At 37.8% G+C, this 26,555-nt stretch carries 21 protein-coding genes and 1 tRNA gene; 7 read left to right on the top strand and 15 right to left on the bottom strand.

Features of this window, described 5'->3' with window-relative positions; all coding sequences use genetic code 11:
* Positions 1 to 185: 185 nt before the first annotated feature.
* From EZY12_22315 to EZY12_22290, 6 genes are all read right to left on the bottom strand, one after another.
* On the bottom strand, positions 186 to 4,055 hold the full coding sequence (locus EZY12_22315; GenBank protein ID QSX67410.1) for a GAF domain-containing protein: 3,870 nt from the start codon (positions 4,053 to 4,055) through the stop codon (positions 186 to 188).
* A 139-nt stretch (positions 4,056 to 4,194) separates the two neighbouring features.
* The gene (locus EZY12_22310) at positions 4,195 to 4,668 is read right to left on the bottom strand and encodes a purine-binding chemotaxis protein CheW (GenBank protein QSX67409.1); all 474 of its coding nucleotides are present in this window, start codon (positions 4,666 to 4,668) and stop codon (positions 4,195 to 4,197) included.
* Positions 4,669 to 4,733: 65 nt separating this feature from the next.
* Entirely contained in the window at positions 4,734 to 5,099 is a 366-nt protein-coding gene (locus tag EZY12_22305; GenBank protein ID QSX67408.1) for a response regulator, read from the bottom strand.
* Between the two features lie 735 nt (positions 5,100 to 5,834).
* Positions 5,835 to 7,046, bottom strand: a complete 1,212-nt coding sequence (locus tag EZY12_22300; protein ID QSX70784.1) for a response regulator — start codon at positions 7,044 to 7,046, stop codon at positions 5,835 to 5,837.
* A gap of 488 nt (positions 7,047 to 7,534) precedes the next feature.
* A complete protein-coding gene (gene murQ, locus EZY12_22295; protein QSX67407.1) occupies positions 7,535 to 8,479 on the bottom strand; it encodes an N-acetylmuramic acid 6-phosphate etherase in 945 nt (314 codons plus the stop codon).
* Positions 8,480 to 8,562: 83 nt separating this feature from the next.
* Entirely contained in the window at positions 8,563 to 8,982 is a 420-nt protein-coding gene (locus tag EZY12_22290) for a DUF3110 domain-containing protein (protein QSX67406.1), read from the bottom strand.
* Positions 8,983 to 9,423: 441 nt separating this feature from the next.
* Here EZY12_22290 and EZY12_22285 point away from each other — a divergent pair, with 441 nt between their 5' ends.
* Positions 9,424 to 15,057, top strand: coding sequence for a translocation/assembly module TamB domain-containing protein (locus tag EZY12_22285; protein QSX67405.1), 5,634 nt, complete (start codon positions 9,424 to 9,426; stop codon positions 15,055 to 15,057).
* A gap of 330 nt (positions 15,058 to 15,387) precedes the next feature.
* Here EZY12_22285 and EZY12_22280 read toward each other — a convergent pair whose 3' ends face one another.
* Positions 15,388 to 17,223, bottom strand: coding sequence for an APC family permease (locus EZY12_22280; GenBank protein QSX67404.1), 1,836 nt, complete (start codon positions 17,221 to 17,223; stop codon positions 15,388 to 15,390).
* 389 nt (positions 17,224 to 17,612) lie between these two features.
* Here EZY12_22280 and EZY12_22275 point away from each other — a divergent pair, with 389 nt between their 5' ends.
* The 3 genes from EZY12_22275 to EZY12_22265 all read left to right on the top strand — a co-directional run bounded on the left by EZY12_22275 (position 17,613) and on the right by EZY12_22265 (position 20,656).
* Positions 17,613 to 18,284 (top strand): pentapeptide repeat-containing protein, encoded by a 672-nt coding sequence (locus EZY12_22275; GenBank protein ID QSX67403.1) that lies wholly within the window; start codon positions 17,613 to 17,615, stop codon positions 18,282 to 18,284.
* 599 nt (positions 18,285 to 18,883) lie between these two features.
* The gene (locus EZY12_22270) at positions 18,884 to 19,708 is read left to right on the top strand and encodes an NAD-dependent epimerase/dehydratase family protein (GenBank protein ID QSX67402.1); all 825 of its coding nucleotides are present in this window, start codon (positions 18,884 to 18,886) and stop codon (positions 19,706 to 19,708) included.
* A gap of 21 nt (positions 19,709 to 19,729) precedes the next feature.
* Complete coding sequence (locus tag EZY12_22265; GenBank protein ID QSX67401.1) at positions 19,730 to 20,656, top strand: alpha/beta hydrolase; 927 nt, start codon at positions 19,730 to 19,732, stop codon at positions 20,654 to 20,656.
* A gap of 34 nt (positions 20,657 to 20,690) precedes the next feature.
* Here EZY12_22265 and EZY12_22260 read toward each other — a convergent pair whose 3' ends face one another.
* The 5 genes from EZY12_22260 to EZY12_22240 form a co-directional block, all read right to left on the bottom strand.
* Positions 20,691 to 21,584, bottom strand: coding sequence for a hypothetical protein (locus tag EZY12_22260; GenBank protein ID QSX67400.1), 894 nt, complete (start codon positions 21,582 to 21,584; stop codon positions 20,691 to 20,693).
* A gap of 113 nt (positions 21,585 to 21,697) precedes the next feature.
* Positions 21,698 to 22,081 (bottom strand): STAS/SEC14 domain-containing protein, encoded by a 384-nt coding sequence (locus EZY12_22255; protein QSX67399.1) that lies wholly within the window; start codon positions 22,079 to 22,081, stop codon positions 21,698 to 21,700.
* Between the two features lie 289 nt (positions 22,082 to 22,370).
* A tRNA-Ala gene (locus tag EZY12_22250) sits at positions 22,371 to 22,443 on the bottom strand.
* Positions 22,444 to 22,984: 541 nt separating this feature from the next.
* The gene (locus EZY12_22245; GenBank protein ID QSX70859.1) at positions 22,985 to 23,137 is read right to left on the bottom strand and encodes a hypothetical protein; all 153 of its coding nucleotides are present in this window, start codon (positions 23,135 to 23,137) and stop codon (positions 22,985 to 22,987) included.
* A 12-nt stretch (positions 23,138 to 23,149) separates the two neighbouring features.
* Positions 23,150 to 23,326, bottom strand: coding sequence for a type II toxin-antitoxin system Phd/YefM family antitoxin (locus tag EZY12_22240; GenBank protein ID QSX67398.1), 177 nt, complete (start codon positions 23,324 to 23,326; stop codon positions 23,150 to 23,152).
* A gap of 70 nt (positions 23,327 to 23,396) precedes the next feature.
* Between EZY12_22240 and EZY12_22235 the strand changes: the two genes are divergently transcribed.
* The 3 genes from EZY12_22235 to EZY12_22225 all read left to right on the top strand — a co-directional run bounded on the left by EZY12_22235 (position 23,397) and on the right by EZY12_22225 (position 24,402).
* Positions 23,397 to 23,711 (top strand): PIN domain-containing protein, encoded by a 315-nt coding sequence (locus EZY12_22235; GenBank protein ID QSX70783.1) that lies wholly within the window; start codon positions 23,397 to 23,399, stop codon positions 23,709 to 23,711.
* Between the two features lie 108 nt (positions 23,712 to 23,819).
* The gene (locus EZY12_22230; protein QSX67397.1) at positions 23,820 to 24,098 is read left to right on the top strand and encodes a type II toxin-antitoxin system RelE/ParE family toxin; all 279 of its coding nucleotides are present in this window, start codon (positions 23,820 to 23,822) and stop codon (positions 24,096 to 24,098) included.
* Between the two features lie 10 nt (positions 24,099 to 24,108).
* Entirely contained in the window at positions 24,109 to 24,402 is a 294-nt protein-coding gene (locus tag EZY12_22225; protein QSX67396.1) for a HigA family addiction module antidote protein, read from the top strand.
* Positions 24,403 to 24,985: 583 nt separating this feature from the next.
* On the opposite strand, the gene EZY12_22220 is transcribed toward EZY12_22225, so the two are convergent.
* From EZY12_22220 to EZY12_22210, 3 genes are all read right to left on the bottom strand, one after another.
* On the bottom strand, positions 24,986 to 25,204 hold the full coding sequence (locus EZY12_22220; protein ID QSX67395.1) for a type II toxin-antitoxin system HicA family toxin: 219 nt from the start codon (positions 25,202 to 25,204) through the stop codon (positions 24,986 to 24,988).
* On the bottom strand, positions 25,205 to 25,423 hold the full coding sequence (locus EZY12_22215) for a type II toxin-antitoxin system HicB family antitoxin (protein QSX67394.1): 219 nt from the start codon (positions 25,421 to 25,423) through the stop codon (positions 25,205 to 25,207). It abuts the gene before it with no gap.
* Between the two features lie 430 nt (positions 25,424 to 25,853).
* Positions 25,854 to 26,447 (bottom strand): Uma2 family endonuclease, encoded by a 594-nt coding sequence (locus EZY12_22210; GenBank protein ID QSX67393.1) that lies wholly within the window; start codon positions 26,445 to 26,447, stop codon positions 25,854 to 25,856.
* Between the last annotated feature and the right edge of the window lie 108 nt (positions 26,448 to 26,555).

The following is a 26,555-nucleotide window of genomic DNA, read 5'->3' as shown; positions in this document are numbered from 1 at the left end:
AGATTTTAGTAATTATTTTAAGTAAGAATTCACCGAGTTAGGAGTTAGGAGTCAGGAGTTAATGAACCACGTATCCCTGACGGGACCGGAGGGATATAGGAGCGAAGGACACGAAGGAAGAAGGAAGAAGGAAGAAAATTTGTTCCCTATTCCCTATTCCCTATTCCCTATTCCCTATTCCCTGTTTACTTCACCTTAAACTTACTAGCAGTTGCTAATAAATCCTGTGCCATTCCGGTTAAGCTTTGGAAAACATGGGCAATTTCTTGAGATTCTCCAAAGGTTTTGTTGGCAATTTCTGCCACATCATTCATGGATTTAGTAACTGTACCAGATTGCTGCATTTGGATTTGAGTAGCTTCAGTAATGCGTTCAATTAGTTGACTAATTTCCGCAGTTGCAGAAACAATGGCATTGAGGTTTTGACGAGTTTCATTAACTAAGTTTGTCCCTTCGACAACTTGCTGAATACCCGTTTCCATTGCGACAGCAACTTCCCCTGTTTCTGCTTGAATTTCCTGAACTAATTTTTCAATTTCGATAGTTGCGGCCGCTGACTGACGAGATAAAGAACGCACTTCATCAGCTACCACTGCAAAGCCTTTACCATATTCACCGGCTCTAGTAGCTTCAATAGCTGCGTTGAGCGCGAGAACGTTGGTTTGAGTCGCAAAGCTACTAATCAAATTTACCACTTTGGAGATTTTTTGAGATGACTCACTCAGGCGTTTAATCTTTTTGCTGGTTTGAGCGACGGTTTCTCGAATGGCTTGAATAGCATTAACTGTTTCATTCATAGCAGTATCGCCAGAATCTACAGTTTTGTTAGCTTGTTGCACAGCTATTTGGACTAATTGAGCGTTACTAACTACCGCTTGGGTAGAGTTTAGCATCTGTTGCAGATCACCTAAAGCCTTAGTGATTTCATCAGATTGTTGTTCTGCTAAATGAGTCAATCCCACCAGTGATGTACTGCTATTACTGGAAGTTTCGGCTACTTGTTGAGACGCTGACTGTACCTTGATGACGATTTGCTGTAGGGCTTGCAGAGTCCCGTTATAAGCGTCTGCAATTGTGCCTATTTCATCTTCTGTAATGGGGGCGCGAACTGTTAAATCTCCTTTTAATGCAGGTTTGAGAGCAATTAGCAGTTGAATAGAACGCTGTTGGAGTAGTTCTTTAGCTGCTTTTTCTTTGCTTGCTGCTGCTGATAGTTCAGCCGATTGGGTTTGTAACTGTTGCAAGAACTCTGTTTGTTGCAAAGCTAGTCCTAACTGATCCCCAATCCGCGCTAACAGATTTGTTTCTGACTCTTGCCAATGACGGGTGCTGGAGTTTTGATAAACTGCCAATAGTCCCCATAGTTTTTCACCGAAGAGGATAGGAACAATTGCATAGGCTTTGGCTTCAAACCCTTCTAATAGTTCAATGTAGCAAGTATCAAAGCTGGCTTGATAAATGTCACTGACTATTAATTTATTACCCTTCTTATAATCACCGCCTTTAATTGCTTGTAAGCAAGGATCATCAAAGGCGGTTTTAAGTTCAGGTGTAACTAGTTTTATCCAACCTGTGGCTACTGATTCGGAAACAAAGTTACCACCCCAATCAGATGTAAATTTATAGACAGCACAGCGATCGCATTTGAAGAGTTGGCGGATATCCTGAGTGGTAGATTTGAAAATTTCCTCTATTCCACTATTTAAGGATTGACGAATTTGGTTAACTATTTTGGAGAAAGTTTTTTCCTGTTCAATTGCTTGGGCGATTTTTGCAGATTGCTCTCGTAATTTATCGAGATAATCAATTTGAGATTTAGCCAGGCTAAATTGTAAGCCTATTTGCGCTAGAAAGTTAACTTCTGATTCTTGCCATTTTCTTGTTCCCGTGTTTTGATAAGCCGCCAACAAACCCCATAATTTGTCTTCAAAAAAGATGGGAACAATTATATAGGCTTTGACTTCAATCTGCTCTAAAATCTCAATATGACATTGAGCATGGCCGACTTGATAAATGTCATTAACTACAAAGTTTTCCCCTTTAGCATATCTACCACCTTGGGTTTCTTGGATGTGGGTATCTGTCCAGACCATTTGGAATTCTGGTGTGACTATTTTTTTCCAACCACTACCTACTGATTCAGCGATAAATGTCCCACTCCAATCAGGGTGAAATTGATAAACTCCCACGCGATCGCATTGTAAAGCCGCTCTTATTTCTTGAGTAGTGGTGCGGAAGATTTCTTCTGTATCGAAGGATTGACGAATTCTATTCACAATCCTATTAATAGCTTTTTCTTTTTCTGCTCTTTTTGTGAGTTCTGTTAAATAATCTATCTGGGTTTTTGCTAAACTAAATTGTAGAGCTACTTGACTCAAGAAACTCACTTCTGATGTTTGCCATTCACGAGAATTACTATTTTGATAAACCGCTAATAAACCCCATAATTCATCACCAAAGAAAATCGGAACGGTAATATAAGCTTTGGCTTCAAATTGTTCCAACAATTCTAAATAGCAAGGAGTAATATTGGCAGCATAGATATCATTAACAGCAATTGTTTCTCCCTGAGCAAATCGCGCTCCCTTAGTTTCTTGCAAAAATGTATCTTCAACCAGTTCTTTATGTGCAGTATCAACTAATCTTACCCAACCTTGACTTACTGATTCTGCTACAAATTCGCCACTAAAATCAGGGTGAAATTTAAATACTGCCACGCGATCGCATTTCAAAACCTGGCGCATTTCTTGGGTAGCAATCTTAAAAATTTCTCCTACATCTAAGGATTGTCTAATGCGACTGACTATCTGAGTTAATGCTTTTTCTTGTTTAGCTATTTGTCCTAATTGTTCTGTTTGTTTCTGAACTTTTCCTAAATATTCTCCTTGGGAAACAGCCACACCAAATTGTGAACCAATCTGATTTAAAAAACTTACTTCCCAATCTTGCCATTCCCGCGCTCCGGTATTTTGATAAGCTGCAAGTAAACCCCATAATTTTTCCCCAGAAAAGATGGGAGAAATGATATAAGCTTTAGCTTCAAACTGTTCTAAAATATCAATGTGGCATTGATCTAAACCAACTTTATAGGTGTCGTTAACAACAAAGCTTTCACCTTTGGCATATCTACCACCTTTGGTATCTTGGAGGTGAGTATCTTCCCAGACCATTTGATAACCGGGAGTTACCACTTTTACCCAATTATTACCTACAGATTCAGAGACAAATTGCCCACTCCAATCATCATTAAAACGATACACACCAACGCGATGGCATTTCAATAATTGGCGGACTTCTTGAGTAGTAGTTTGAAAGATTTTTTCTACATCTGGCTGTTGTAAAATCTTGGTAATAACTTTCGCTGCTGATTGCTTTGCTAGAGAAGACTGTTTCAGTTCTCTTTGTAATTTAAATCCCTGAACTCTGTAAGTAATTTCTGTGGCAAGTTGTGATAAAAGCGTGGTTTCTGTTTCCTGCCATTGTCGAGGTACTCCACAACGATGAACTACTAATAAACCCCATACTTTACTATCAAGAAAAATCGGTAAACTTAGACTGGATCTAACTTGAAATTTATCTAGTAGCTGCTTTTGGTAAGGAGTGACTTGAATTTGATTAATATCGTCAATAATTACAGGTTCTAAATAATCTTGACTGGTATAGACACCAAACAAAATAGCTGCCAGATTTTCATTAATTGTCGGTGTCCAACCGCTGGCTCTGGATTCGGCTACAACAGTTCCAGTATCATCTGTGGTAAACTGATAAATTAAGACGCGATCTGCTCGCAGCGGCGCTTCGCCATCTCCAGCAAGTTTATCTCTAACTTCTGCTACCGTCACAGTTAATAACTTCTCTAAATCTGGAACTTGACGCATTTTGGCGGTTATTTCCTGAAACCGCTGTATCCAGATTTTAAATTCCTGAGCAATTAAACTTTTACTAGATGAATCATAATTAGCACCATTGCCATTACCTTGTTTTTTTTCTTCGCTTTGTGCTGTAGTAAAACCATTTCCAGCATCTTCATTTGAGTTTTGATATAAAGTCGTCATTCTATTAACCTCAATAATTATAGTAGTAGTAAACTAGGGATTGGTGATTGGTAGTTTTATTCCTTCTTCTTCTTCTTCTTCTTTCTTTTTCCTGACTCCTGTAGGGGCGTATAGCAATACGCCCCTACTACTCCTTTCTTTAGTTATGTGTTATCCACATAGAATTTTGCAACATTGCTGAAGCATCTAAATTAAAAATCATTTGTTCAGCATCATTGATGAAATACCCCTTTAAGAAAGGTGTCATCTCTGGATAGAATACTTCACCAGATGTTTGTTTCATCTCTTGAGTATTCAACCAATCAATATCTATCAGTTGACGGATTAATATTCCTAAATACTTCCCATCATGTTCTAACACTAATGCCATCATTTTTGATAAGAAATTTGATCCTTGTAAAAGTGGTGGATAACCTAGCATTTCTTCCAAATCAACCAACCACAACATTTCCCCCCTCCAGTTATAAATCCCAACAACACAATTAGGCATTTGGGGAACACCACATATTTCTGTGAGTGGTATTTGCACAACTTCTGTAATTTGTTCTAGAGGAATTACTGCCGTGTCATTTACTCCCAAAGAAAAGCTTAAAAATTTTTGTTTGGTTTCCAAAGTTAGTTTCCTTTTACCCTCAACAATTCTTGTTAGTCACTATGAATTAGTGACTAATGAAAAATCTAGGATTTAATTAATTCTTTCAAAGTCCGCATTAATTCTTCCTTATCTACTGGTTTAGCTAGATAAGCATCAGCACCTAACATATTCCCCCACATTTTATCTACATCACTGCTTTTAGTAGAGCAAAAAACGATAGGAATATTGCTAGTTTCGGCATTATCTTTTAATTCCCGACAAATTTCATAGCCGCTTTTATCAGGTAAAATTACATCTAAAACTATCACATCTGGTTTAGCACTACCTATTTTAGATTGTGCTTCTGCACTATTCGTAGCACAAACGACAGAATAACCAGCCTGTTGTAAATATTTACTGATAACCTGCATATCAGTTATCCCATCTTCCACTACTAGAACGGTACTCATGATAATTACCTATTTAATTCTTTTAAGAATGTTAACAAAAACTGAAATATCCTATTAGACAGATTAAATAAACACTTTTTGACGTTTTATTCTATCTCACTTGATACATTGTATAGATGTTTCTCCATTGTAACTACGTGTTCAACATGAATTAACATACCTAATCATGAATTTTAGGCTTGATAAATCATTCTTAAAAAGAGTTAGAGAACTCCACAAAAAAGATAATCTAATCTTGTGGGATGGGCATCTGGTCCCTCCTAATATTATTAGCAAAGAGTTAGAGAACTCCACAAAAAAGATAATCTAATCTTGTAGGATGGGCATCTGGTCCCTCCTGATATTATTAGCAAAGAGTTAGAGAACTCCACAAAAAAGATAATCTAATCTTGTGGGATGGGCATCTGGTCCCTCCTGATATTATTAGCAAAGAGTTAGAGAACTCCACAAAAAAGATAATCTAATCTTGTGGGATGGGCATCTGGTCCGGTCCTAATATTATTAGCAGGGCCAGATGCCTGCACCACAAGAGAAGTTGAGATATTTTTTTATTTAGAAGTCTCTTAATGCTGATTGCAATCTACAAAAGTATCAACAGCCAACATTGTTAATCTTAACACTATTTTATTATGACTATCTCCGTAAAAATCATGAACTTTTTTAGAGATATCTAAATATAAGAGCCTGTAAATACTGACTATTATGTATATTACCTGTCATCGTAAGTCCTAGAAGTTAGAAATTGTTCTCACTGGGAGCTTGTAAATTACCACTATTGTTATTGTTTGATAAATTTGGTGTGCGTAAATATTTACGAACCATATTCATTACCCGATCTGCTACTATTGGCTTAGACATGAAATCCGTAGAGCCGACGACTTTAGCGCGAACCCTATCTACCAAGCCATCATTACCAGTTAAGATAATTACTGGTGTCTGTGCAAAAGCCGAAATTCTGCGTAATTGTGTACAGATTTCATAACCACTAGCTATGGGCATAATTAAATCTAAGAAAATTAAGTCTGGTTTTTCTTGGATAATAATAGGTAAAGCTTGCACAGCGTCTTGGATTTGAATAAATCTCAGTCCGTTCCGGGTCATAATTTCTTCTAAGATTTTACACACCTGGGGACTATCATCTACACAGACTATTAATGGAGCAGTTTGCTTTCTCGGTTGCTTGACAGTAGTAGAACTACTGGATTCAACTGTTAAGGGTGAATCCATTACTGGTACTAACTCAATAATGCCTTTGAGGATATAGGGAAGTAGAGAACGAGTCACAGGCATGACATCTTGTTTCATCTTCATTCCTAATTCCCGCAATGTGAATTGACCATTGATCAAACCAACAAAATTTTTGTAGACAGATGGATTTACCATTTGCTGTAATTGTTCTGGTCGGCGCAGAACTGGCGCTAAATTAGGAGAAATATTTGTTAACCCAGCTTGTGACCAAATTGACCACGCATCTTGCATTTGTTTAATGGACATATCCGCGTTTGTGAAGCTCATAGGCATTTCCAAAATCACTTCCTGACTGTAGCTACAAGTAACAGAGGTAAAATCTAGTTCCTGAGCTAAATCAAAAAATAATTCGGCTATAGTGCTTTCGACAATGGCGTGAATTTTTTCTCTTTGGATTTTCTGTTTTTTGTATAAAACGTCTAGAAGTTGATAATCCCAGAAGTCAATAGCTATATCTTCATCACGACAGCGAATTTTACTTACATCAACATCAGGACAATATTTAGCCATGTTTCTGCGCCAACGTCTGAAGGGATGATCACTACCTGTAGCCCAGACTATTCTCCCCAGACGATAGTAGAAAGTCCATTTTCGTCCTTTAGAACTCTTGATATTTAGTTGTCCGTTGTATTGTATTTGAATACACTTTTTAAACTGATTGAATAATTTTTGCGCTTCTGTTACTTCTGGGTTAATCATCATACTGTTCCTGAAAATTTATTGATTAAGTATTTATAAAAATCAATGCTTGGCTTGTTTAACAACCATTTGACAATTTAATTGAAGAATTAAAAACACTCAAATAGAATTTAGCTTGGTTTATTATGTAATATTACGTAATATTTGCGGTGCTAGGAGATATTGAAAAAGTATAAAATTGATACAGTGATATGTAGCTTACTATCTTAGTATACTAAATAATACTGTAACAGTATAGTCATTTCACCAATGATAACATATCAGTAGCAATACTTATCTTGGAGTAAAATAAATAATAAGTAATTACCCATTACCCATTTTTTAATTTTGTTTTGCGATATTAGCAACCTGGGTAGTGAGGAATTCTGATCATGATCGCATAGTAACGGATAAGACGGTTAGGATATCAATTGTAGTGCTAACGCACGGCTAACGTTAACATGTTAACCTACTGTAGGTATTGACGAAACTCAGCCCCCGCAAGGGTTTTACTCCTGATTCCTGACTCCTGACTCCTGACTCCTACTATAACTTGTTACAGCTAGTCGGAGATTACCTTGATGGGCAGTTAGGAGTTTTTTACCCGCTTCTTGGTCTAAACCAGTCCAGTGCATTAATAATGCTAATTTAACCCATTTACCGCTATGTTCTAGTAAAAAACCAGAGGCTTCTCGACTTAAACCAGTCAGGTCTTGTAGAATCTGTAAAGCGCGATCGCGTAATTTTTGATTAGTGACAGCGACATCAACCATCCGATTACCATAAACTTTACCCAGTTTAACCATTACCCCAGTCGAAAGGGTATTTAAAACTAATTTTGTGACTGTCCCCGCTTTTAAGCGAGTAGAACCAGCTAAAATTTCTGGCCCTGTCAACAACCGAATATCAATATCAACTTCAATACTGACTTGATCTGCGGGGACACAGGCGATAAAAATAGTCTTAGCCCCCCGTTGACGAGCTGCATTAATAGCACCATGAACAAAAGGGGTTGTTCCTCCAGCAGTAATACCGACAACTACATCCAGTTGGGTAATTTGTCGTTGAGCGATGGCACTTGCCCCATCTTCCGACCGATCTTCCAAATCCTCGGAACTACGGACTAATGCTCCCGCACCACCAGCAATAATCCCTTGTACCAATTCGGGTGGAGTGCAGAAGGTAGGTGGACACTCGGCAGCATCTAACACTCCTAATCTACCACTTGTCCCCGCACCCACGTAGAATAAACGTCCACCTTGACGCAGCCTTTCTGCTGTGCAGTCAATAGCTGCTGCTAACTGAACCTTAGCTTCTGCTACGGCTGCTACTGCTTTTTGGTCTTCGTTATTAAATAACTCCACCAATTCTAAAGAATTGAGTTGGTCTAAATTAAGACTATTGGGATTAACTTGTTCGGTGAGCAGATGCCCGCGTTCCTGGAAATTTGTCATTTTGTGTTAATTGTCAGTGGTCAATGGTCAGTGGTCGGTTGTTGGTTGTCATTTATTCATCATGACTCATGATTCGTGACAAACTACAATAAACCTTCCAATTTGCGCCGAAAGCTATCTAGCTCAGAATTAGCAATTTCTGGACTAGGTGGATTCAAAGAGGAAAACTCTTCATTAGTATCCGCCATTTCTGTTTCAGCTTGCCAATCAGTTTGTTCCACGTTTATTTCCGGTGGTAATACTAATTCACTGTTTTCAGGAATCACTTCCCAATAATAGCCAGTGCTTTCGCAAAATTCCTTAACATCATCAGCATTCATCATTTCCACTGTCGGTACAGCAAAGTCTTGCGCTTCTAACATTAAAGCAAAGCGGGTGGCATCATCTTCTGATTCAAACATGAGGATTTTATTCCCTTCTATCCCTTGAGCATTGCTAATCCGAATGCTGTGAATCCCCTCATTATCAGTACCAGCATTGAAAATCAGTACAAAAACACGCATTATATATCCTTTGATCAGTTCTTTAATTTATCATAAAGTTCCAAGCTGTATATTCATGAAAATCTCCGATAATTTTTGCAAGCTCATGGGAAATTAGGCATAGACCAAAAGATATAATTTTCTGATTGCCCAAACCCAGGCTGTTATTTTTGTCCTCGTTCCGTTATACTCTAATGGTTAAATGTAAAATTACATCAAAATTAATTTATATTCTTAGTGTCATTGATGTATCAAATATCTTTTTACCCCACCCTAACCCTTCCCTTGTAAAGGGGAGAGGACTTGATTTTCCGGTTTCCCCCCTTTATCAGGGGGGATTAAGGGGGGTAAAAAATTACAACGTATTACTTTTTAAACATCCTCTTAAACAACCTTGATGATTGTCTAGTTCTGTGTAGTGAGTATCTTGCGAGATATCTGGTAATAAAAACGTGAAAACCTATGTCTAACTCTCATGATCAAAATTCTCACCCCATCAATACTGAAACAAAGCGTCTATGGTTGACGATATTGAGTCGTGGTGGATTAGCGATAGGTGCTTTGTTAGTATTGGGAATTATTTTTGGTATTTGGCGATTAAGGAGTTTTGTTTACCAGGAATTAGTACCATTAGCTACCCAAAGTCTCACGACTACTCTCAATCGTCCAGTAAAACTGGGAGCAGTTGAGTCCTTTTCCCTGACTGGCGTTCAGTTTGCCGCTTCCGAGATTCCCGCTACACCCACAGATTCAGATAGGGCAAATATCAAAGCAGTAGATGTGGGATTTGATCTTTGGCAGCTAGTAATTAACCGCAATCTTCGCTTAGATGTAACTTTAATTAATCCAGATGTTTATGTTGAACAGGATAATCAAGGACGGTGGTTAACGACTACTATCGCTCCACCTAGTGGGAAGGCACTGATTAAAACTGATTTAGATAAGTTGCGGTTTCGGGATGCCAATTTAGTATTAGTGCCGAAAATAAGCGAAAGAGGGAAATTTTCTTTACCTGTTCCTGTGGGATTTTCCGGAATTAATGGGACGGCTCAACTCTTAAATAAAAATAAACTGATTAAATTAGACTTAGCTGGTAAAGCAGTAAGTGGGGGTAATATTTCCATTGCCGGAGATCTAATTCCTCAAAAAACTTTAGCAGGGGATTTTCGACTGCAAGGGCAAAATCTCCTGGCCGCAGATATTACCCGGATTGTAACTTTACCACTGACTTTAAAAACTGGTAAAGTAAATGGTGATTTGCGAATTAAGGTGATACCAAAGCAGAAAACCTTACTCTATGGTAATGCTACTATGGAAGGGGTGACGATGCAAATTCCTAAGCTGACCCAATTACTCAATAATAGTCAGGGTAATCTCAGTTTTGATGGACTGGTAATTAAATCAGATAATATAGTTACAAGCTACGGACAAATCCCGGTAACAGCATCGGGGACTATTGATCAGCAAGCAGGGTTTAATTTAAAAGGGCGTGTGAATGCGGTCAGTTTGGCTAATGCTCAAGCAACTCTAAAGGTGAAATTACCATTTCCGGTGCGTGGCATCGCTCAAGCCGATTTGCAGCTAATTGGAGCAACTACTAAACCAGTGCTATCCGGTAGTGTCAGGACGTTGAAAACTGCCCGAATTGATCAAGTTGATTTTGGGAAAGTTAGTAGTAAATTTGAGCTTATCAGTAGTAAATCTCTACTGAAAATTACAGATATTCAAGGCAAAACTACCTATGGGGGTGAGGTTAAAGGTGCGGGGATAATTGAACTTGGTCAAGTATCCACACTGAATTTTCAACTCCGAGCCGAAAATATTCCTGGGGATGCGATCGCTCAGGTATATGATATCAAAACAGGATTTCCGATTGGACTGATGACAGCTACCGCAGAGCTAAAAGGTGTGGCTGATGATACCCACACTGTAGTTAAATGGCAAGCTCCTCAAGCCAAATATCCAGCGACAGGGACAGCTATTATTAATCCCGACCGCACAGTTTCTTTTCGTGATCTAGTCGCCAAGGTTGGTGGGGGTATAGTTAAGGGTAGTGGTAGTTATAATCATGATAGTAAGCGTTGGCAAGCTTTAGCTGAATCTAGCCAAATTAAACTAACATCTTTTGTTGACCAAAAACAGCAGGAAAATATTTCTCTAGTTGGGGCAGAATTTAACGGTGGTTTGCGGTTAGCAGGAAATTCTTCACCATTCCAAATAGAGACAATTATTCCTGACAATGCCAATGTTAACATTGCTGGTGGTCAAGTTAATATTTCCCAAATTAAGTTAGAAGATCAAAATTTTACAGCCCTGTTATCGGGGAAAGATTTACGTTTAGGAACAATCTTAAAACAAGCCAACCCAATTTTAAATAATCCCCTAGTAGGTAATTTCATGATTACTGGTAATAGGGAAAATTTCAGTCTAAAAACCTTCTCTGGAATCGGTGAAGCCCTTCTATATATTGGTAAAGGAACAATTAAAGCCGCTAATATTCAAGTTGCAGAAGGTCGCTATCAGGCAAAAATTCAAGCTGATAATGTCCCTTTAACAAAACTCGTAGGGGCGCAGGGCCTGCGCCCAGAAATGCAAGTCCTGCGCCCAGAAATGCAGTCCTTGCGCCCAGAAATGCAGTCCTTGCGCCCAGAAATGCAGTCCTTGCGCCCAGAAATGCAGTCCTTGCGCCCAGAAATGCAGTCCTTGCGCCCAGAAATGCAGTCCTTGCGCCCAGAAATGCAGTCCTTGCGCCCAGAAATGCAGGGGATAATAACTGGTCAATTACAAGTAGCGGGTTCTGTCGAATCATTCCAGCCAGAAACTATTCAAGGGGACGGAAAAGGCCGCTTAAAATTACCTAGTGGGACAGTTACGGCTTCTGAGATTCAACTGAATAATGGTAATTATCAAGCATTGTTAACTACTTCAGCTTTACAATTAAACCGTTTTAACCAGCAGTTAAAAGGACAGTTGGCAGGGAAGTTGCAAGTATCGGGAATTTTATCTGCTCCTAAATTAGCAGATGTGGCTGCTGTTGGTCAGGTGCGGTTTAGCCAAGGGTTAGGAGGAATTGATTCACCTATTCAAGCTGATATTGGTTGGAATGGAAAAAAGCTGACTATTGATGGTTATAATAGCGCCAATGCTTCAGCTAATAGTTCGACTTTGCTCACTATCAAAGGTTATTTATTAGCTAATGCTCAGAAAGCAAATATCCCAGAAATTACTGATGTGAATTTGCAGATCCAAGCAAAAAATTATAATCTGGAACGGTTGCCAGTGCGACTACTTGATCTTGCAGATATTGCTGGGGGCTTAGATTTTAGTGGACAAGTGATAGGAAAACCAACTGCACCAAATATTACAGGTAAGTTGGGGTTACGCAATTTAAAAGTTCAGCAATTTGCCTTTGAGCCATTATTGACTGGTAATGTGAATTCTCTATCAGGACAGGGGTTAAGTTTAGATGTTATCGGTGTAAAGGATAGGATAGCAGTTAATTTAGATGCTAACAATCGTCCTCAATCTTTCTTAGTTCAGTGGCAACAAGCTTTGTTATCAGGTGCAGTAACGGGATTTGACTGGACCATGAATGTGGATAATTTCCCCTTAAAAGCTTTAAATATAGCTCTACCAGCCAATACTCCTTTAAGTCCGGGAAGTGTGAGAGGATTATTAACAGGAAAGTTGCAAATTAATTCGCAGACATTGGCCACAGCAGGAAATATAGCCATTGAAAATCCTGAACTGGGACGAATTAAAGGCGATCGCTTTACTACCCAACTACGCTATGATAATAATACATTCGTTCTCGATGATAGTGAGTTTCGCAAAGGTGAAAGTAGATATACTTTTGATGCCAACATCAAACCGTGGACGAAAAAACCGCAACTGCGAGCAAAAGTCAACATTGACAAAGGCAATATTCAAGATATACTTACTGCGGCTCAAATCTTTGATATCCAAGACTTCCAACGTGGTTTAAACGCCCCCGTCTACGGCAAAGCTGCGGATTTAACCACCTACTCTCAAGGATTACCCTTAGAGTCTCTATTGACCCAAGTACAACGGTTATCAGAAATTGATGCCCTGCTAACTACCCAACAACAACAACGGTTAGATACTAAACCTATCCCTGAATTAAGAGACTTAAAAGGGATTTTGGATGGTAATATTTCTATTAATACTGCAACTACGGACGAACCAAGAATAAAATTTAATCTCCAAGGACAAAACTTTACTTGGGGCAAACCAACAGAACCAACCCGTTTTTATCGTGCGGAACAGGTCATAGCTAAAGGTAGTTTTGCAGAAGGAATTTTCCGTTTACAACCTTTAAGCATTCAAGCTCAACAAAAGCTAATTGCCTTTACAGGTAACATTGGTGGTAATAAGCAATCAGGTAAATTGACCATCGAAAACTTTCCCATTCAGCGATTTAATAATTTGGTGAAACTCCCGCTGGGAATTACAGGGAAGCTAAATGTTAATGCAGCCATAGCTGGTAGTATCTCCAATCCTCAAGCTACGGGAGAATTAAGCATTACAGAAGGGACAATTGATAAAAAATCAGTGGAATCAGCTAATGCTAGTTTCAGTTATGCTAATGGACGTTTAAACTTTGGTAGTCAGGTACTGGGAGTGGGGGCTGAACCTGCAAATATTAGTGGTAGTATTCCCTATACTTTACCCTTTGCATCTGAAAAATTAAACAGTGACCAAGTTACCCTAGATGTCAATGTTAAGAATGAAGGTTTGACCCTTTTAAATCTCTTTACTAATGAGATATCTTTTGAAAAGGGAGAAGGAGAATTAGACTTAAAAGTTCGGGGAACTCGAAAACAACCGTTTGTTAAAGGAACGGCTTCTCTTAATAATGCTACCTTTAGCGCCCAAGCTTTACCAGGAAAGTTAACCAATGTAAATGGTAACGCAATTTTTGATTTAACCCGTGTGTTTATCAAAAATCTTGAAGGTAAATTTAGTGATGGCAATATTAAAGCTGTGGGAGAATTACCAATTTTTGATAATCCAAATCTCAAAATTGATGTTCCCTTGACTGTTGATTTACAACAATTACTTTTAAATCTCAAGGAATTATATCAAGGAGGTGCTAATGGTAATTTAGCAATTACTGGTTCTCTGCTCAAACCAATAATTGGCGGTAATATAGAATTATTTAATGGTCAAGTATTGTTAACAGAATCTCCAGATAATAATTCATCTTCTTCTAAAATTAATAACCAAAATAAAGCAGATACAGAAAATAAAATTATTAGATTAAATAATTTAGCATTAAAACTAGGTAGAAATATTCAAATTTCCAAACCACCAGTATTCAAATTTCAAGCTGCTGGAGATCTAATTGTTAATGGTTCTTTGGCTGAACCTATTCCAGAAGGAACTATTAATTTAACTAAAGGTGCAGTAAATTTGTTCACTACCCAATTAAATTTGGCCAGAGGTTATAAACACACTGCTACTTTTAGCGCTCGTCAACCTCGTGATCCTAATTTGGATATTCGTCTATTTGCGAAGGTTCTGGATATAACTCAAAATAGCGATCTGAGCAGACAAGGTTCTCTAGGTTTAGCCGGGTTAGAAACAGTTAGAGTAGAAGCTAGTATTGATGGTTTAGGTAGTCAAATTAATGATAATTTACAACTAAAAAGCAATCCTTCTCGTTCACCAACACAAATTGTCACTTTGTTAGGAGGTGGGTTTGTTGATAATCAAGGACGCGGTGATAGTAGCTTGGGTTTAATCAATATTGCTAGTTCGGCTGTTTTCAGTAATTTTCAAGGTGCATTTAATCAAATTGGTGATGCTTTTGGTTTAAGTGAATTGCGGATATTTCCGACTATTCTTTCTGAAAGACCAGAAGCAGGGAGAAATAACTCATCTTTGGAATTAGCTTTAGAAGCAGGAATTGATATTTCTCCAAAATTTTCCCTTTCTACTATTAAGATTCTGACCGCAGGTGATCCTTTGCAATGGGGTCTTAATTACCGAATAAATAATGAATTTCGTCTCCGTTCTTCTACTAATTTAACTGATGATAGTCGGGCTGTAATTGAGTTTGAACGGAGATTTTGAAATCAAGAAGTAGGGGCGCAGGGCCTGCGCCCAGTCAAAAGGTAGGGACGCAAGTCCTCCACCCAGTCAAAAGGTAGGAGCGCAGGGCCTGCGACCAGTCAAAAGGTAAGGGCGCAAGTCCTCCACCCAGTCAGAAGGTAGGGGCGCAGGGCCTGCGCCCAGTCAAAAGTCAGGAGGAAAAAAGAAGGAGTTTGGTAATCATAATTTTTATCACCAATGAATGGACGCAATGAATAATGGACGGGCGCAATGAATAATGGACGGGCGCAATGAATAATGGACGGGCGCAATGAATAATGAATGGGCGCAGGCCCTGCGCCCCTACTGACCTTACAAATAATATCTAACAGTTGTGACAATGCGACTTTTCTTGGCTCGTAAAGCATTCTTTAAAAACAAGGTGGTTTGGTTATGTAACATACTATCCCACCAATTTCGAGGCACAAAAACGGGAATAATGATAGTTGTAAATACACCTGGGTGATTTTCTTGGAACTGACCAACAAAATCTACAATTGGGTCAATTACAGAACGATAAGGAGAGTCAATAATTTCCAAAGGAATATCTGATTGGAGATTTTGCCATTTTTCTAGGAGTTTTTCCCGGTCTGTAGAACCAATATCTACATGAACAGCCACAATTTCATCAGCAATTGTCCGCGCATAGTCCAAAGCTTCTACTGTGCCTCTGTTCAGATGTCCTACCACAACTACCGCAGGATGGCTGATTACGGCTGGTTTGGGAACCCAGATATAACTTCGGGGTGCTAAATCTTGAATACTTAGACGTTGAGCTACATATTGATAATGTTGTTGAATAGCGGAAAATAAAACTACTACTAAGGGAATTGCTACGACTACCAACCAAGCACCTAATAGGAACTTAGTAGAAATGATTACAATCAATACTACAAGGGTGGCAACTGCTCCTAAACCATTCATGATTGCGCTTGCACGCCAATTACTGGTTTGTCCTTGAAACCAATGACGAACCATACCAGCTTGGGAAAGAGTAAAGGAAGTAAATACACCAACCGCGTAAAGAGGGATAATGGCGTTAACTTCACCTTTGAAAATAATGGCTAAAATTCCGGCACAACTACTGAGAAGAATAATACCATTAGAGTAAACTAAGCGATCGCCTAATAGGGATAATTGGCGGGGTAAAAATCCATCTCGTGCCAGAAAATAACAGAGTCTGGGAAAATCCGCATAACTGGTATTAGCAGCTAACATCAAAACTAGCAAGGTAACTATTTGCAAGAAATAGTAAACAGGGCCTGTCCCTAAAATTACTCTCCCTAATAGAGATACTACTGTTTGTCCATCTTCGGGAACAATATGATAAATATTTGCTAAGTAAGTAATACCCACAAACATAAATCCCAAAATTACTCCCAAATACAACAAAGTAAGGCGAGCATTTTTCCATTCTGGGGCTTTAAAAGCTAATACCCCATCAGATATTGCTTCCACTCCAGTCAGTGCTGTACATCCGGCGGAAAAAGCCCGTAAGATAAAGAATAAACTTATGCTTTCGGTAGCAGGAAGGGAAGGATAGGCTGCGGGAACTTGCCCAGTGCTATACTTAAACAATCCAATCCCAATTAATAGAAAAATGCTCACAACAAAGGCGTAGGTAGGAACCATGAATATTTGGGCTGATTCCTTAACACCTCTCAGATTTGCGAGCATTAATAAGAAAATGAAAATCAAACACAAAATAACTGTGTGAGATTGGAGTGCAGGAATTGCTGATGTTAAAGCTGCTGTACCCGCAGATATACTGACGGTAACAGTTAAAATATAGTCAATCATCAGCGAACCACCAGCCACCAGTCCTGGATAAAGACCCAGATTTTCTCTAGCGACAATGTAAGAACCACCGCCTTGGGGATAAGCACGAATGGTTTGACGATAGGAAAGGACAACTACGCCCAGGAGGGCAATAATTGCAATAGCAATAGGCAGAGACAAGCCCAGAGCGCCACTTCCTGCTGCTACTAAAACTAGTAAGATCTCTTCTGTCGCATAAGCCACAGAGGAAAGCGCGTCGGAAGAAAGAACAGACAAGGCTGCTGCATTACTCAATCGCTCTTCGCTATGGGCGCTGGTTGGTAAGGATTTACCGAGAAAAAATTGCTTAATCTGAGGGTAGAAGGACATAGAAAGTCCGCTTAAAAAATAAGTTAACTCATCCACGGTTGAGAATTAACTCCAACCTGAGTTTACAGAATATGGTAATTTGGGCAGATTTGTAACAAATTAATTATTATATTTTAGCCTAAAATTTCTTTCACGAGCACAAACTTCTTAAATTACTGCTCGATTCTAGGAAAGGCACAAAACGCCTAATTAACATCTTATGGTAAATTTGCCCGCAAATTATCAGATTTATTTCTCGCAAAAAGAACAGATTTTATGATTATTCTTCATGTTGCTATTGCTGGATTTATGTTTAATGCAGATAGCAGTAGCAATCAATGGCTATACTGAAAAAATAACCGTATAACTCATCATTTGTTCAAAAAGTAATTAATATTCACCAATACACCATGACGAGCAGCGAACTGGAGAGGTACTACAGAATCTTAGAATTAGAGCCAGGGGCCACACTCGAACAGATAAACCAGGCTTATAAAGATTTGGTGTTTGTTTGGCACCCGGACCGCCTCCCCAAAGATAACCTGCGCTTACAACACAAAGCACAGGAAAAGCTGAAATTATTTAATGAAGCTCGTGATAAATTGCGCTCTCTGGGAGATAAACAGCCCACGCCCTCTTATTCTCCAGCACCTCAAGCAGATAAACCATCATCTACATACTCTTCACCACAAACAACCTATCAACAACCACAGCCAAATTCAGATTTAAGCGGTAAAGATTTTAGTCGTGCTAATTTTAGTAACCGGGATTTATCAGGCAGAAATTTGAGCTATGCAAATTTAAGCGGCTCTAATCTCAGTGATACTTTTATGCACAAGGTGATTCTCAGAGGTGCGGATTTGTCAGAAGCCAATTTATTTAGAGCTAACTTACTGTTAGCAGATTTAAGAGATGCCAATTTGCGCTCGGCAAATTTGATTGGTGCGGATCTTAGCGGTGCTGATTTGCGTGGTGCTGATTTGACAGGGGCGAGAATTCGTTCTGGCGATCGCTTACTGGTAAAATTAATTGGTGCTAAGTTAGCTGGAGCCATCATGCCTGATGGTATAATTCATACCTAAAAACAATTCCAGCAATTAAAAAGCAAGTTAAAATTACTTATAATATAAAAAAAATTAGTAATATTTCTTGCTAATTGGATTACCAGTGATTAACATAGTTATAGCCACTAAAATTAATAATATAGCCATACTCCATGATATGTGAGACAATCTACCTCCTGCGGCTCGACTGCATAAGGCAAGTTTACAGACAAAAAAGGATGCTATATTCACAAAATTTAATGATCAATGTGGCTTCCTCCTAAGAGGTTGTTTGATAGCTTGCGTGGCGTGATTTTTTACCCCCCTTAATCCCCCCTTATAAAGGGGGGATTAAGGAAAATCAAGTTCCCTCCTAAATGGGGGAAATTGGCAAATCAAGTTCCCTCCCCTGGGAAAGGGGAGGGTTAGGGTGGGGTAAAAAGATATTTGATACATCAATCATGACTTTATGGCTACGCCACGCTTCGCTATCAAACACGCTCTAACGTTATATATTTGAATAGACAGAAATAAAAAGTCAAACTAATATTTATTAGTCAAAAACTTCTTGATTCCTGTACTATTCATTATTGACTGGTAATTGTTAAAAATAATTTATTTTAGTTCTATTAATGATCATGAACATTGCAATTATTGGCTGTGGTTATGTAGGTTATGCAGTTAGCAAATATTGGCAGTCAAATAGTAATTTTATGCTGACTGCGACTACCACTAACCCAGAACGGATACCTACTTTAGAAACAGTGGCACAAAAGGTTATCGTTACTTCAGGGAATGACATAGAAAAATTGAAACCTGTATTAAAAAATCAAGAAATTATTTTATTAAGTGTAGGGGCAAAAAGTGCAGATGCTTATGAAGAAACTTATGTAGAAACTGCCAAAACTCTAGTTTCTCTTTTACCCCAATTTCCTCATATTCACCAAGTAATATATACAAGCAGTTATTCAATTTATGGAGATAGAAATGGTGTATGGGTAGACGAAGAAAGTCCACCAGCACCAGCTAATCGCAATTCTCAACTACTGCGAAAAGCAGAGGATATATTATTATCAGCAAATAATGACAATACCCGCGTTTGTATTTTACGTTTAGGAGGTATTTATGGACCAGGTAGAGAACTGAAAAAAATATTTAGTAGAGCCGCAGGAACAACTCGTCCTGGGAATGGAGAAGATACTACCAATTGGATTCATATTGATGATATTGTTGGCACAATAGAATTTGCTCGTGAGCATCGGTTACAAGGTATTTATAATCTTGTGGATGATAGTCATCTCACAAATAAAGAATTACTTGATAATGTGATGACAAAAAATAATTTACCTAATGTTATTTGGGATGCAGATAATAAAAATATCCGTCCATATAATGCCTGGGTATCGAATCAGAAATTGAAAGATACAGGATATCAATTTATTCATCCTCGCATAATTTTTTAGCCACCATTCAAAATATTCATCATGTCATCATCTCCAATGAACAACACAACAGCATCTCCAACCGAGTATTATATTTGGCAGAATTACCGCTGTGCTTACGAAATTCATCAACCTCTGAATTCTCCAGCAGCGGGCATTCCTTTACTTTTAATTCATCCCATTGGTGTCGGGCTATCAAGGCAGTTTTGGCAACGATTTTGCCGCGAATGGTATGATAAAAATCACCCAAATTCTCTTTACAATCCCGACTTATTGGGATGTGGTGAAAGTGATATGCCAGCTTTAGCGCATACACCAATTAACTGGGCCAAACAGTTACAATACTTCTTGCAAAACGTTGTTAAACAACCCGTTATTATCGTAGTCCAAGGAGCTTTGTTACCAGTTGCCATTGAATTAGTGAAACTGGAACAAGATTTAATTGCCGGGTTAGTATTATCTGATCCTACATCTCGTCCAGTTATTACTAAAAACGCTCCTAAATGGCAACAGAACTTGCTTTGGAGCATTTTTACCTCTCCCATAGGTAATGCTTTTTTTCGCTATGCTCGAACTCGTAAATTTTTGTATTCTTTTTCATCTGAAAAATTATTTGCTATGAGTGAAAATGTTGATGATGAATGGCTAAATACTCTCATGGCAGATGCTAAAAATATGAATGGACGTTATGCAGTATTTGCTTTTTTAGCGAGATTTTGGCAAAGAGATTACAGTAGTGATATTGCCTCCATTTCCCAGCGAACATTATTAGTTGTGGGAGAAAAAGCTCGCGGTATTAGTCAAGAGAGTAAAACAGAAACGACTGATGAAAGATTAGCGTATTATTTAAATTGCTTACCTCAAAGTCAGGGAGTAAAAATCATTGGTAAAAATGTTATGCCTTATGAATATACTCAGGCATTTGTTGAGGCAATTTCCCCATTTATAGCTTCTATTTCCCATAATTAAAATAAGATATTGTATTGCCAGTGCTGGAGAAAATTCAGAATTTATTCACAGTAGGAGTTAAGCTGATTAAGTCGTCAATATTCAGTCTCATGGTTTTGCAAATTGCGTCTAAAGGTAGGTCATTTTCATCATAACCAAACGGGTTTTCAATTTCTAAACCAATGGCTTCAATACCTAACAAAGTAAAGCTAACTAAGGCAGAAATTAAACCTGTCCACCAATGAAGATTCGCTACTATTTGAAATGGTAAGAGGAAGCAATATAGTAACAATAATTGTTTGAGATGAATAGCATAAGCTAAAGGCATGGGTGTTTTCAAAATTCTTTCACAAGCACCTAAATTATCTACCAGCATATCCAATAATTTTTGCATAGATACTAGTTGATAACTATTGATACAATTACGTTTATATTGATGTTGTAAATAATCGCTAATCCAAAAAGCCACTTCTAAAGGAGGATTATTGATAATCTTCAAATTAATATATTGAGAAATAGGCATTAGTGCTGCTAAATCACTATTTATAGGTTCACCTCGTAAATGTAATTTTGTGGCTACTGCGAACGCAAGAAGTAAGTTTAAAGTATCAATTTTACGATCTTTATCTTCTGGTTCTTTTTCATCAATAGATATCCAAATTTGTCGAGCTAGATTACGAATAGTATTGACTATTGTACCCCAGGATTTTCTCCCTTCCCAAAAGCGATCATAAGCTGTATTAGTACGAAATACTAATAATAAACCTAAGACAATACTGGGAATAACACTACTCAAAATTGGTTGAGAAACGGGGACTTGAAAATGATACAGTATAGAAATGAATACTCCAAAAACCCCAAATAAAAGCACCCGTTTATAAATTGCAGCAATGACTGAACCTTTGATTTGTAAAGCGGTTTTAAACCATTGCGGTGTTTTAGCTATCATATAATTCTCTGGTTATATATCCAATGTAATATAAAGTATACAGGCGATTCCTAGGTCGCGCTTCGCTATCGCTACATCTGCCAATAGCTAATTACTAATTACTAATTTTATCTCTACTCAAGTCCTAGCTTTTCCATCAATTTAGTTAAAGAAATACCATGTATTTTTGCCAGTTCTGCCATATATTCTATTCGTTGTGCTTGTAGTTTATCTATCTGTTCTCCCAAATATAATAATGCTTGATATTCTTCTTTTCTTAATGTTGCTACTTCTCTGTTATCTATCAATTTTTCATAATTATTATTATCTATAATAATATCTTCATGTGGGGTTAAAAATAATTTCGCTTCATTCTTGAGCAAAGAGGCTGCTTTTTTGTGAGTATGCAAAATTACAAGTTGAGAGAGAAACTGCTCTAAATTTGGTTGGGTTAATTGTTCAACAGCTTGAAACAGTTGTTCCAAAGATAATTGAACTTCAACGTTTATGCTTGGCATTTTTTTAAACTTACCAGCTAGATTGCCAATATCTTATCAAGTTTTTGGTATCTTCATCAATAAAAAATAAGTGTAGTGAGTTAGCTTTCTTCTAACGATAAAAACCCTGGAATTGATAAAAAGGCACTTCGCATCAAGTGTCATTTTTTTACATTAGGGTTACTGGCAATAGTTTGATAAATATGAAAGCTTAAATTAACTTATGTGCGTAAATATCCATAAGTCGCTCTGATTTCTTTTAAACAGGGCTTCAGCCCTCAGCAGTATAATTTAAAATAGTGTAACCTAATGGAGCTAAGCGGATTCGAACCGCTGACCCCCTCAATGCCATTGAGGTGCGCTACCAACTGCGCTATAACCCCGAAAAATATTAACATGATTATTATAACACATATCACCTGAGTTAAGTCAAGAGGTTTGTGAAAAAAAAGCAATTTTAAACAAAGTTCCAGAAACTGCGAGTCAAATGCAAGGGTAAAGCAAGAGCTTCATTGGTGTCAATTTGAGTAGGGGCGTATTGCAATACGCCCCTACTTATCCGTTGGCTTCCACACCCGTGGTGGGAATTTATTCCCTGTCTAATAGCTCAAGTCTACTGAAGTAGACTAAGGAATTTTTCAAAGATTGATAATTGGTTATGGTAGCTAAAGATCCCCGACTTCTTTTTACGATTTTTCAAATATACAAATAATTTATCTTAGAAGTCGGGGATCTAATTCCGTTTTTATCATTTTCTGGCATTGGTAAAAAATACTATTGATGATAGTTGGTAATGGTTGGGTAACATGAGCATCAACCCAACTTACAAACCCGATAATTACTACTTTCTAATGCCTTTAATAAATGCTGTTTTTGCATCAATAATGGAAGGTATTAAAACACAATTTACTAACAAATCTATATCTAAATCTGGCAATAATTCACTTTGATTAATTTGCTCATAATTATCATTTTTGATATGATATAGAGATAATTCCAGCGTTCTTTGATTGGTAATTTTAATACTTGTTCTTGCAATTCTTGTAATTTAATCATTACTTTGGGTGTATTTGTCATTATTCTAAATTATTATCTAACGCTATTTTTCATTACTCCAAAGGTGGCTCTTTTATGTTTCTGAATAGGGAAAATAATAGCGAAGGGGATACCATTTTGGATAATTGTAACGGGTTCGCCTGTTTTTTGGGCTTGGTTTATTAAATTTTGGACAGTTTGGGGAAGTTCTGCAAATGTAATTTGTGTCATGGTAGTTTTTTGGGGTTAAATCCAGGTTTCTAATTTTGGCTCGGAAATTCGGCTATAATGACGGTGCATGATGAGAGGATGTGTTTTACTAGATACGAGTCCATTGGTAGCTATAATTAATCGTCGTGATCAGTTTCATGGTTGGGTAACATCACAATGGGATAATATTGAGCCTCCTTTATTAACTTGTGAAGCTGTAATTTCTGAGGCTTGTTTTTTGTTGCGAAATGTTTATGGTGGTCAAGATGCTGTGATAAATTTGGTGAGGAATGGAGTTATTAAAGTACCTTTTAATTTAGATGATGAATCTGTAATTATTGGTGAATTTCTCAAGATTTATCAATCTGTTCCGATGTCTTTTGCTGATGCTTGTTTGGTTTTGTAAAGTATTGTAAATATTAATCAATGAGTTTTCAAAATCACCAAATTTAGCGTATATTATGGATTGACAAGTGTAACCTTGTAGGTTACAGTAAATATTGTTGTTTTACTTATGATCAGAAATTTCAAGCATAAGGGGTTAAGAAAGCTGTTTGAAGATGATAATGGAAGTGGAGTTAATCCGAATCATGCTGAAAAACTGTTAGATTTATTAGATAGACTAGATGCTGCATCTGTAGCCGAGGATATGAATTTTCCTGGTTCTAAGTTTCATCAATTAATAGGAAATAGGAAAGGTGAATATTCAGTTACAGTTTCTGGTAATTGGCGTTTAACTTTTGTTTTTGAAGATGGGGATGCTTACGACGTAAATTACGAGGATTATCATTAGGATTATTAACATGAATACTAACAGAAAACCAAGACATCCTGGTGCTTTGATTAAACGTCAATATTTAGAACCTTTAAATATGACGGTGACAGAACTTGCTAATATTTTGGGTGTGTCTCGAAAAACGGTTTCGGAAATTGTGAATGAACGTGCAAATGTAACACCTAATATTGCTTTGCGGTTAGCAAATGCTTTTCAAACTACGCCGGAACTTTGGTTAAATCTTCAGCAAAAGTTTGATCTTTGGTGTGCGAAAAATGAATCTGAAGAGTGGAAAAATATCTCACCTATTGAAATTAGTTAAAATAGTTCGGGTAATAATTCTTAGGTGAGGTGAATATTTCCTGGTGTATCTGTCATGGTTCTATTATCTTCTCTTATTTACACGATCTGCTTGCAGCAGCGCTAGTTCCCTCCGGGACGCTCTCGCGAACGCGATCGCTCTACTAATCCCTAGTAATAGTTGAGTGAGATAATCTAAACAGATACAGGGTAAGCTTTTCAGGTGCGAACTGCTTGCAGCAGCGCTAGTTCCCTCCGGGACGCTCTCGCGTTCGCTATCGCTCTACTAATCCCTAGTAATGGTTGAGTGAGACAACGTAAACAGATACAGGGTAAGCTTTTCAGGTGCGAACTGCTTGCAGCAGCGCTTCGCTAATCCCTAGTAATGCTTGAGTGAGATAATGTAAACAGATACAGGGTAAGCTTTTCAGGTGCGAACTGCTTGCAGCAGCGCTAGTTCCCTCCGGGACGCTCTCGTGAACGCTATCGCCCCAGTAATCGCTGGTGATGATTGAGTGAGATAATGTAAACAGATACAGGGTTTTTGAGTTGTAATAAGTGCGTTATTAATAGTGGGTTATTTTGTTGTTAACCCACTGAAAGTATTACTTATTTCCTAAAAATTCATCTACGGTAATTCCTGCTTGTCTAATTAAACTTCTGAGTAACCCTGGGGCTAGTTCTTTATGATTGGGAACTGATAAAATGGGTTTTGATTCGTGCCAAAGTATGATATGACTTCCGGTTTGATGATCTACAGCATAGCCAAATTTTTCAAAGATTTTGACTGTTTGTTTACCGGAAATATTTGATAAGCGTCCCATTTATACTACTACTTCCCCTACAAAAGATTGAGATTCTTTGGTTACATAGGGTTTACCATGTTTTTCTAATACGTGAAGATAGCCTTTGATAGCATCTTTGATATTTTCAATTGCTTCATCTAAGTTTGTACCTTGACTGACACAACCAGGAAGTTCTGGTACTTCAGCAACGTAACCTAGATATTCTGAATCATAGGTGAATATTACTTGAAATTTCATACAGGAGGGGTTTGTATATTTGTGTGCTGATTATTAATATATCTAATTTTCTTGGCTAGTTGTTTGAGAATTTGATTTAGTTCTGGTGGTGAGGTGAATATTTACACGATCTGCTTGCAGCAGCGCTTCGCGATCGCCCCAGTAATCCCTAGTAATGCTTGAGTGAGATAACGTAAACAGATACAGGGTTTTTCAACTGCGGATCGCTCTACTAATCCCTAGTAATGGTTGAGTGAGATAACGTAAACAGATACAGGGTAAGGTTTTCAGGTGCGAACTGCTTGCAGCAGCGCTTCGCTATCACCCTAAACATCCCTAGTAATGCTTGAGTGAGATAATGTGAACAGATACAGGGTTTTTGGGTTGGAATTTAGTGTTATTAATGGTGGGTATTGTTGGGTTTCCTTGTGTCAATCTAAACTACAAACTACTACTTTTTAATACCTTTAATAAATGCTGTTCTCGCGTCAATAATGTAAGGCATTAAAACACAACTTACCAATAAATCTATATCTAAATCTGGCAATAATTCACTTTGGTTAATTTGCTCATAGTTATCATTTTTGAGATGATATAGAGACAATTGATTATTTTCCCAAAACCAGACTTCGGTAATATTAAATCTTTTATATTTTTCTAGTTTATCAATACTGCCACTGGTAATATTAACCTCAATTGCTAAATCTGGATTTGCTTTTTTTTCTCCGATGTAATAAGATTCATCAGGTTCAAAGGAAGCACTTTTTTCTTTTGCGCGACGAGTAGCACTACCTACTGGAATGAAGTTTATCCCTTTTTCAAAAAGGTATGCTTCTATCAAAATAGCGAGAATTTTTTTAATAGATTCGTGTTGTTCACCAAGTGTCATAAATTCGATGCACCCATCAAGATAAGTTATCCGCAAACGTCCTGGATCTGCGGTTAAGGTTTCTATTATTTCAAATTCTTTCCAGGTGTAATAACCAGGTAGAAGAAATCGCTGTTCGGAAATTGTGGTAGTTTTGTCTAGGATTTGGAGAGTCATAGTAATTTTATGGTTATGACTTTGATCTTGATTATAACTCATGGTCGGGTGATAATTCTCAGGTGAGGTGAATCTTTCCATGTGTATCTGTCATGGTTCTATTATCTT

Source organism: Dolichospermum sp. DET69 (genome assembly GCA_017355425.1).
Lineage (GTDB): Bacteria > Cyanobacteriota > Cyanobacteriia > Cyanobacteriales > Nostocaceae > Dolichospermum.
This window is presented reverse-complemented; position numbering and strand designations above follow the sequence as displayed.

Excerpts from the sequence above, each read along its gene's own strand:
- EZY12_22315 (QSX67410.1), bottom strand. The coding sequence starts at position 4,055 with ATGACGACTTTATATCAAAACTCAAATGAAGATGCTGGAAATGGTTTT.
- EZY12_22305 (QSX67408.1), bottom strand. The coding sequence starts at position 5,099 with ATGAGTACCGTTCTAGTAGTGGAAGATGGGATAACTGATATGCAGGTT.
- EZY12_22300 (QSX70784.1), bottom strand. The coding sequence starts at position 7,046 with ATGATTAACCCAGAAGTAACAGAAGCGCAAAAATTATTCAATCAGTTT.
- murQ (QSX67407.1), bottom strand. The coding sequence starts at position 8,479 with ATGACAAATTTCCAGGAACGCGGGCATCTGCTCACCGAACAAGTTAAT.
- EZY12_22290 (QSX67406.1), bottom strand. The coding sequence starts at position 8,982 with ATGCGTGTTTTTGTACTGATTTTCAATGCTGGTACTGATAATGAGGGG.
- EZY12_22285 (QSX67405.1), top strand. The coding sequence starts at position 9,424 with ATGTCTAACTCTCATGATCAAAATTCTCACCCCATCAATACTGAAACA.
- EZY12_22280 (QSX67404.1), bottom strand. The coding sequence starts at position 17,223 with ATGTCCTTCTACCCTCAGATTAAGCAATTTTTTCTCGGTAAATCCTTA.
- EZY12_22275 (QSX67403.1), top strand. The coding sequence starts at position 17,613 with ATGACGAGCAGCGAACTGGAGAGGTACTACAGAATCTTAGAATTAGAG.
- EZY12_22270 (QSX67402.1), top strand. The coding sequence starts at position 18,884 with ATGAACATTGCAATTATTGGCTGTGGTTATGTAGGTTATGCAGTTAGC.
- EZY12_22265 (QSX67401.1), top strand. The coding sequence starts at position 19,730 with ATGTCATCATCTCCAATGAACAACACAACAGCATCTCCAACCGAGTAT.
- EZY12_22260 (QSX67400.1), bottom strand. The coding sequence starts at position 21,584 with ATGATAGCTAAAACACCGCAATGGTTTAAAACCGCTTTACAAATCAAA.
- EZY12_22255 (QSX67399.1), bottom strand. The coding sequence starts at position 22,081 with ATGCCAAGCATAAACGTTGAAGTTCAATTATCTTTGGAACAACTGTTT.
- EZY12_22245 (QSX70859.1), bottom strand. The coding sequence starts at position 23,137 with ATGACAAATACACCCAAAGTAATGATTAAATTACAAGAATTGCAAGAA.
- EZY12_22240 (QSX67398.1), bottom strand. The coding sequence starts at position 23,326 with ATGACACAAATTACATTTGCAGAACTTCCCCAAACTGTCCAAAATTTA.
- EZY12_22235 (QSX70783.1), top strand. The coding sequence starts at position 23,397 with ATGAGAGGATGTGTTTTACTAGATACGAGTCCATTGGTAGCTATAATT.
- EZY12_22230 (QSX67397.1), top strand. The coding sequence starts at position 23,820 with ATGATCAGAAATTTCAAGCATAAGGGGTTAAGAAAGCTGTTTGAAGAT.
- EZY12_22225 (QSX67396.1), top strand. The coding sequence starts at position 24,109 with ATGAATACTAACAGAAAACCAAGACATCCTGGTGCTTTGATTAAACGT.
- EZY12_22220 (QSX67395.1), bottom strand. The coding sequence starts at position 25,204 with ATGGGACGCTTATCAAATATTTCCGGTAAACAAACAGTCAAAATCTTT.
- EZY12_22215 (QSX67394.1), bottom strand. The coding sequence starts at position 25,423 with ATGAAATTTCAAGTAATATTCACCTATGATTCAGAATATCTAGGTTAC.
- EZY12_22210 (QSX67393.1), bottom strand. The coding sequence starts at position 26,447 with ATGACTCTCCAAATCCTAGACAAAACTACCACAATTTCCGAACAGCGA.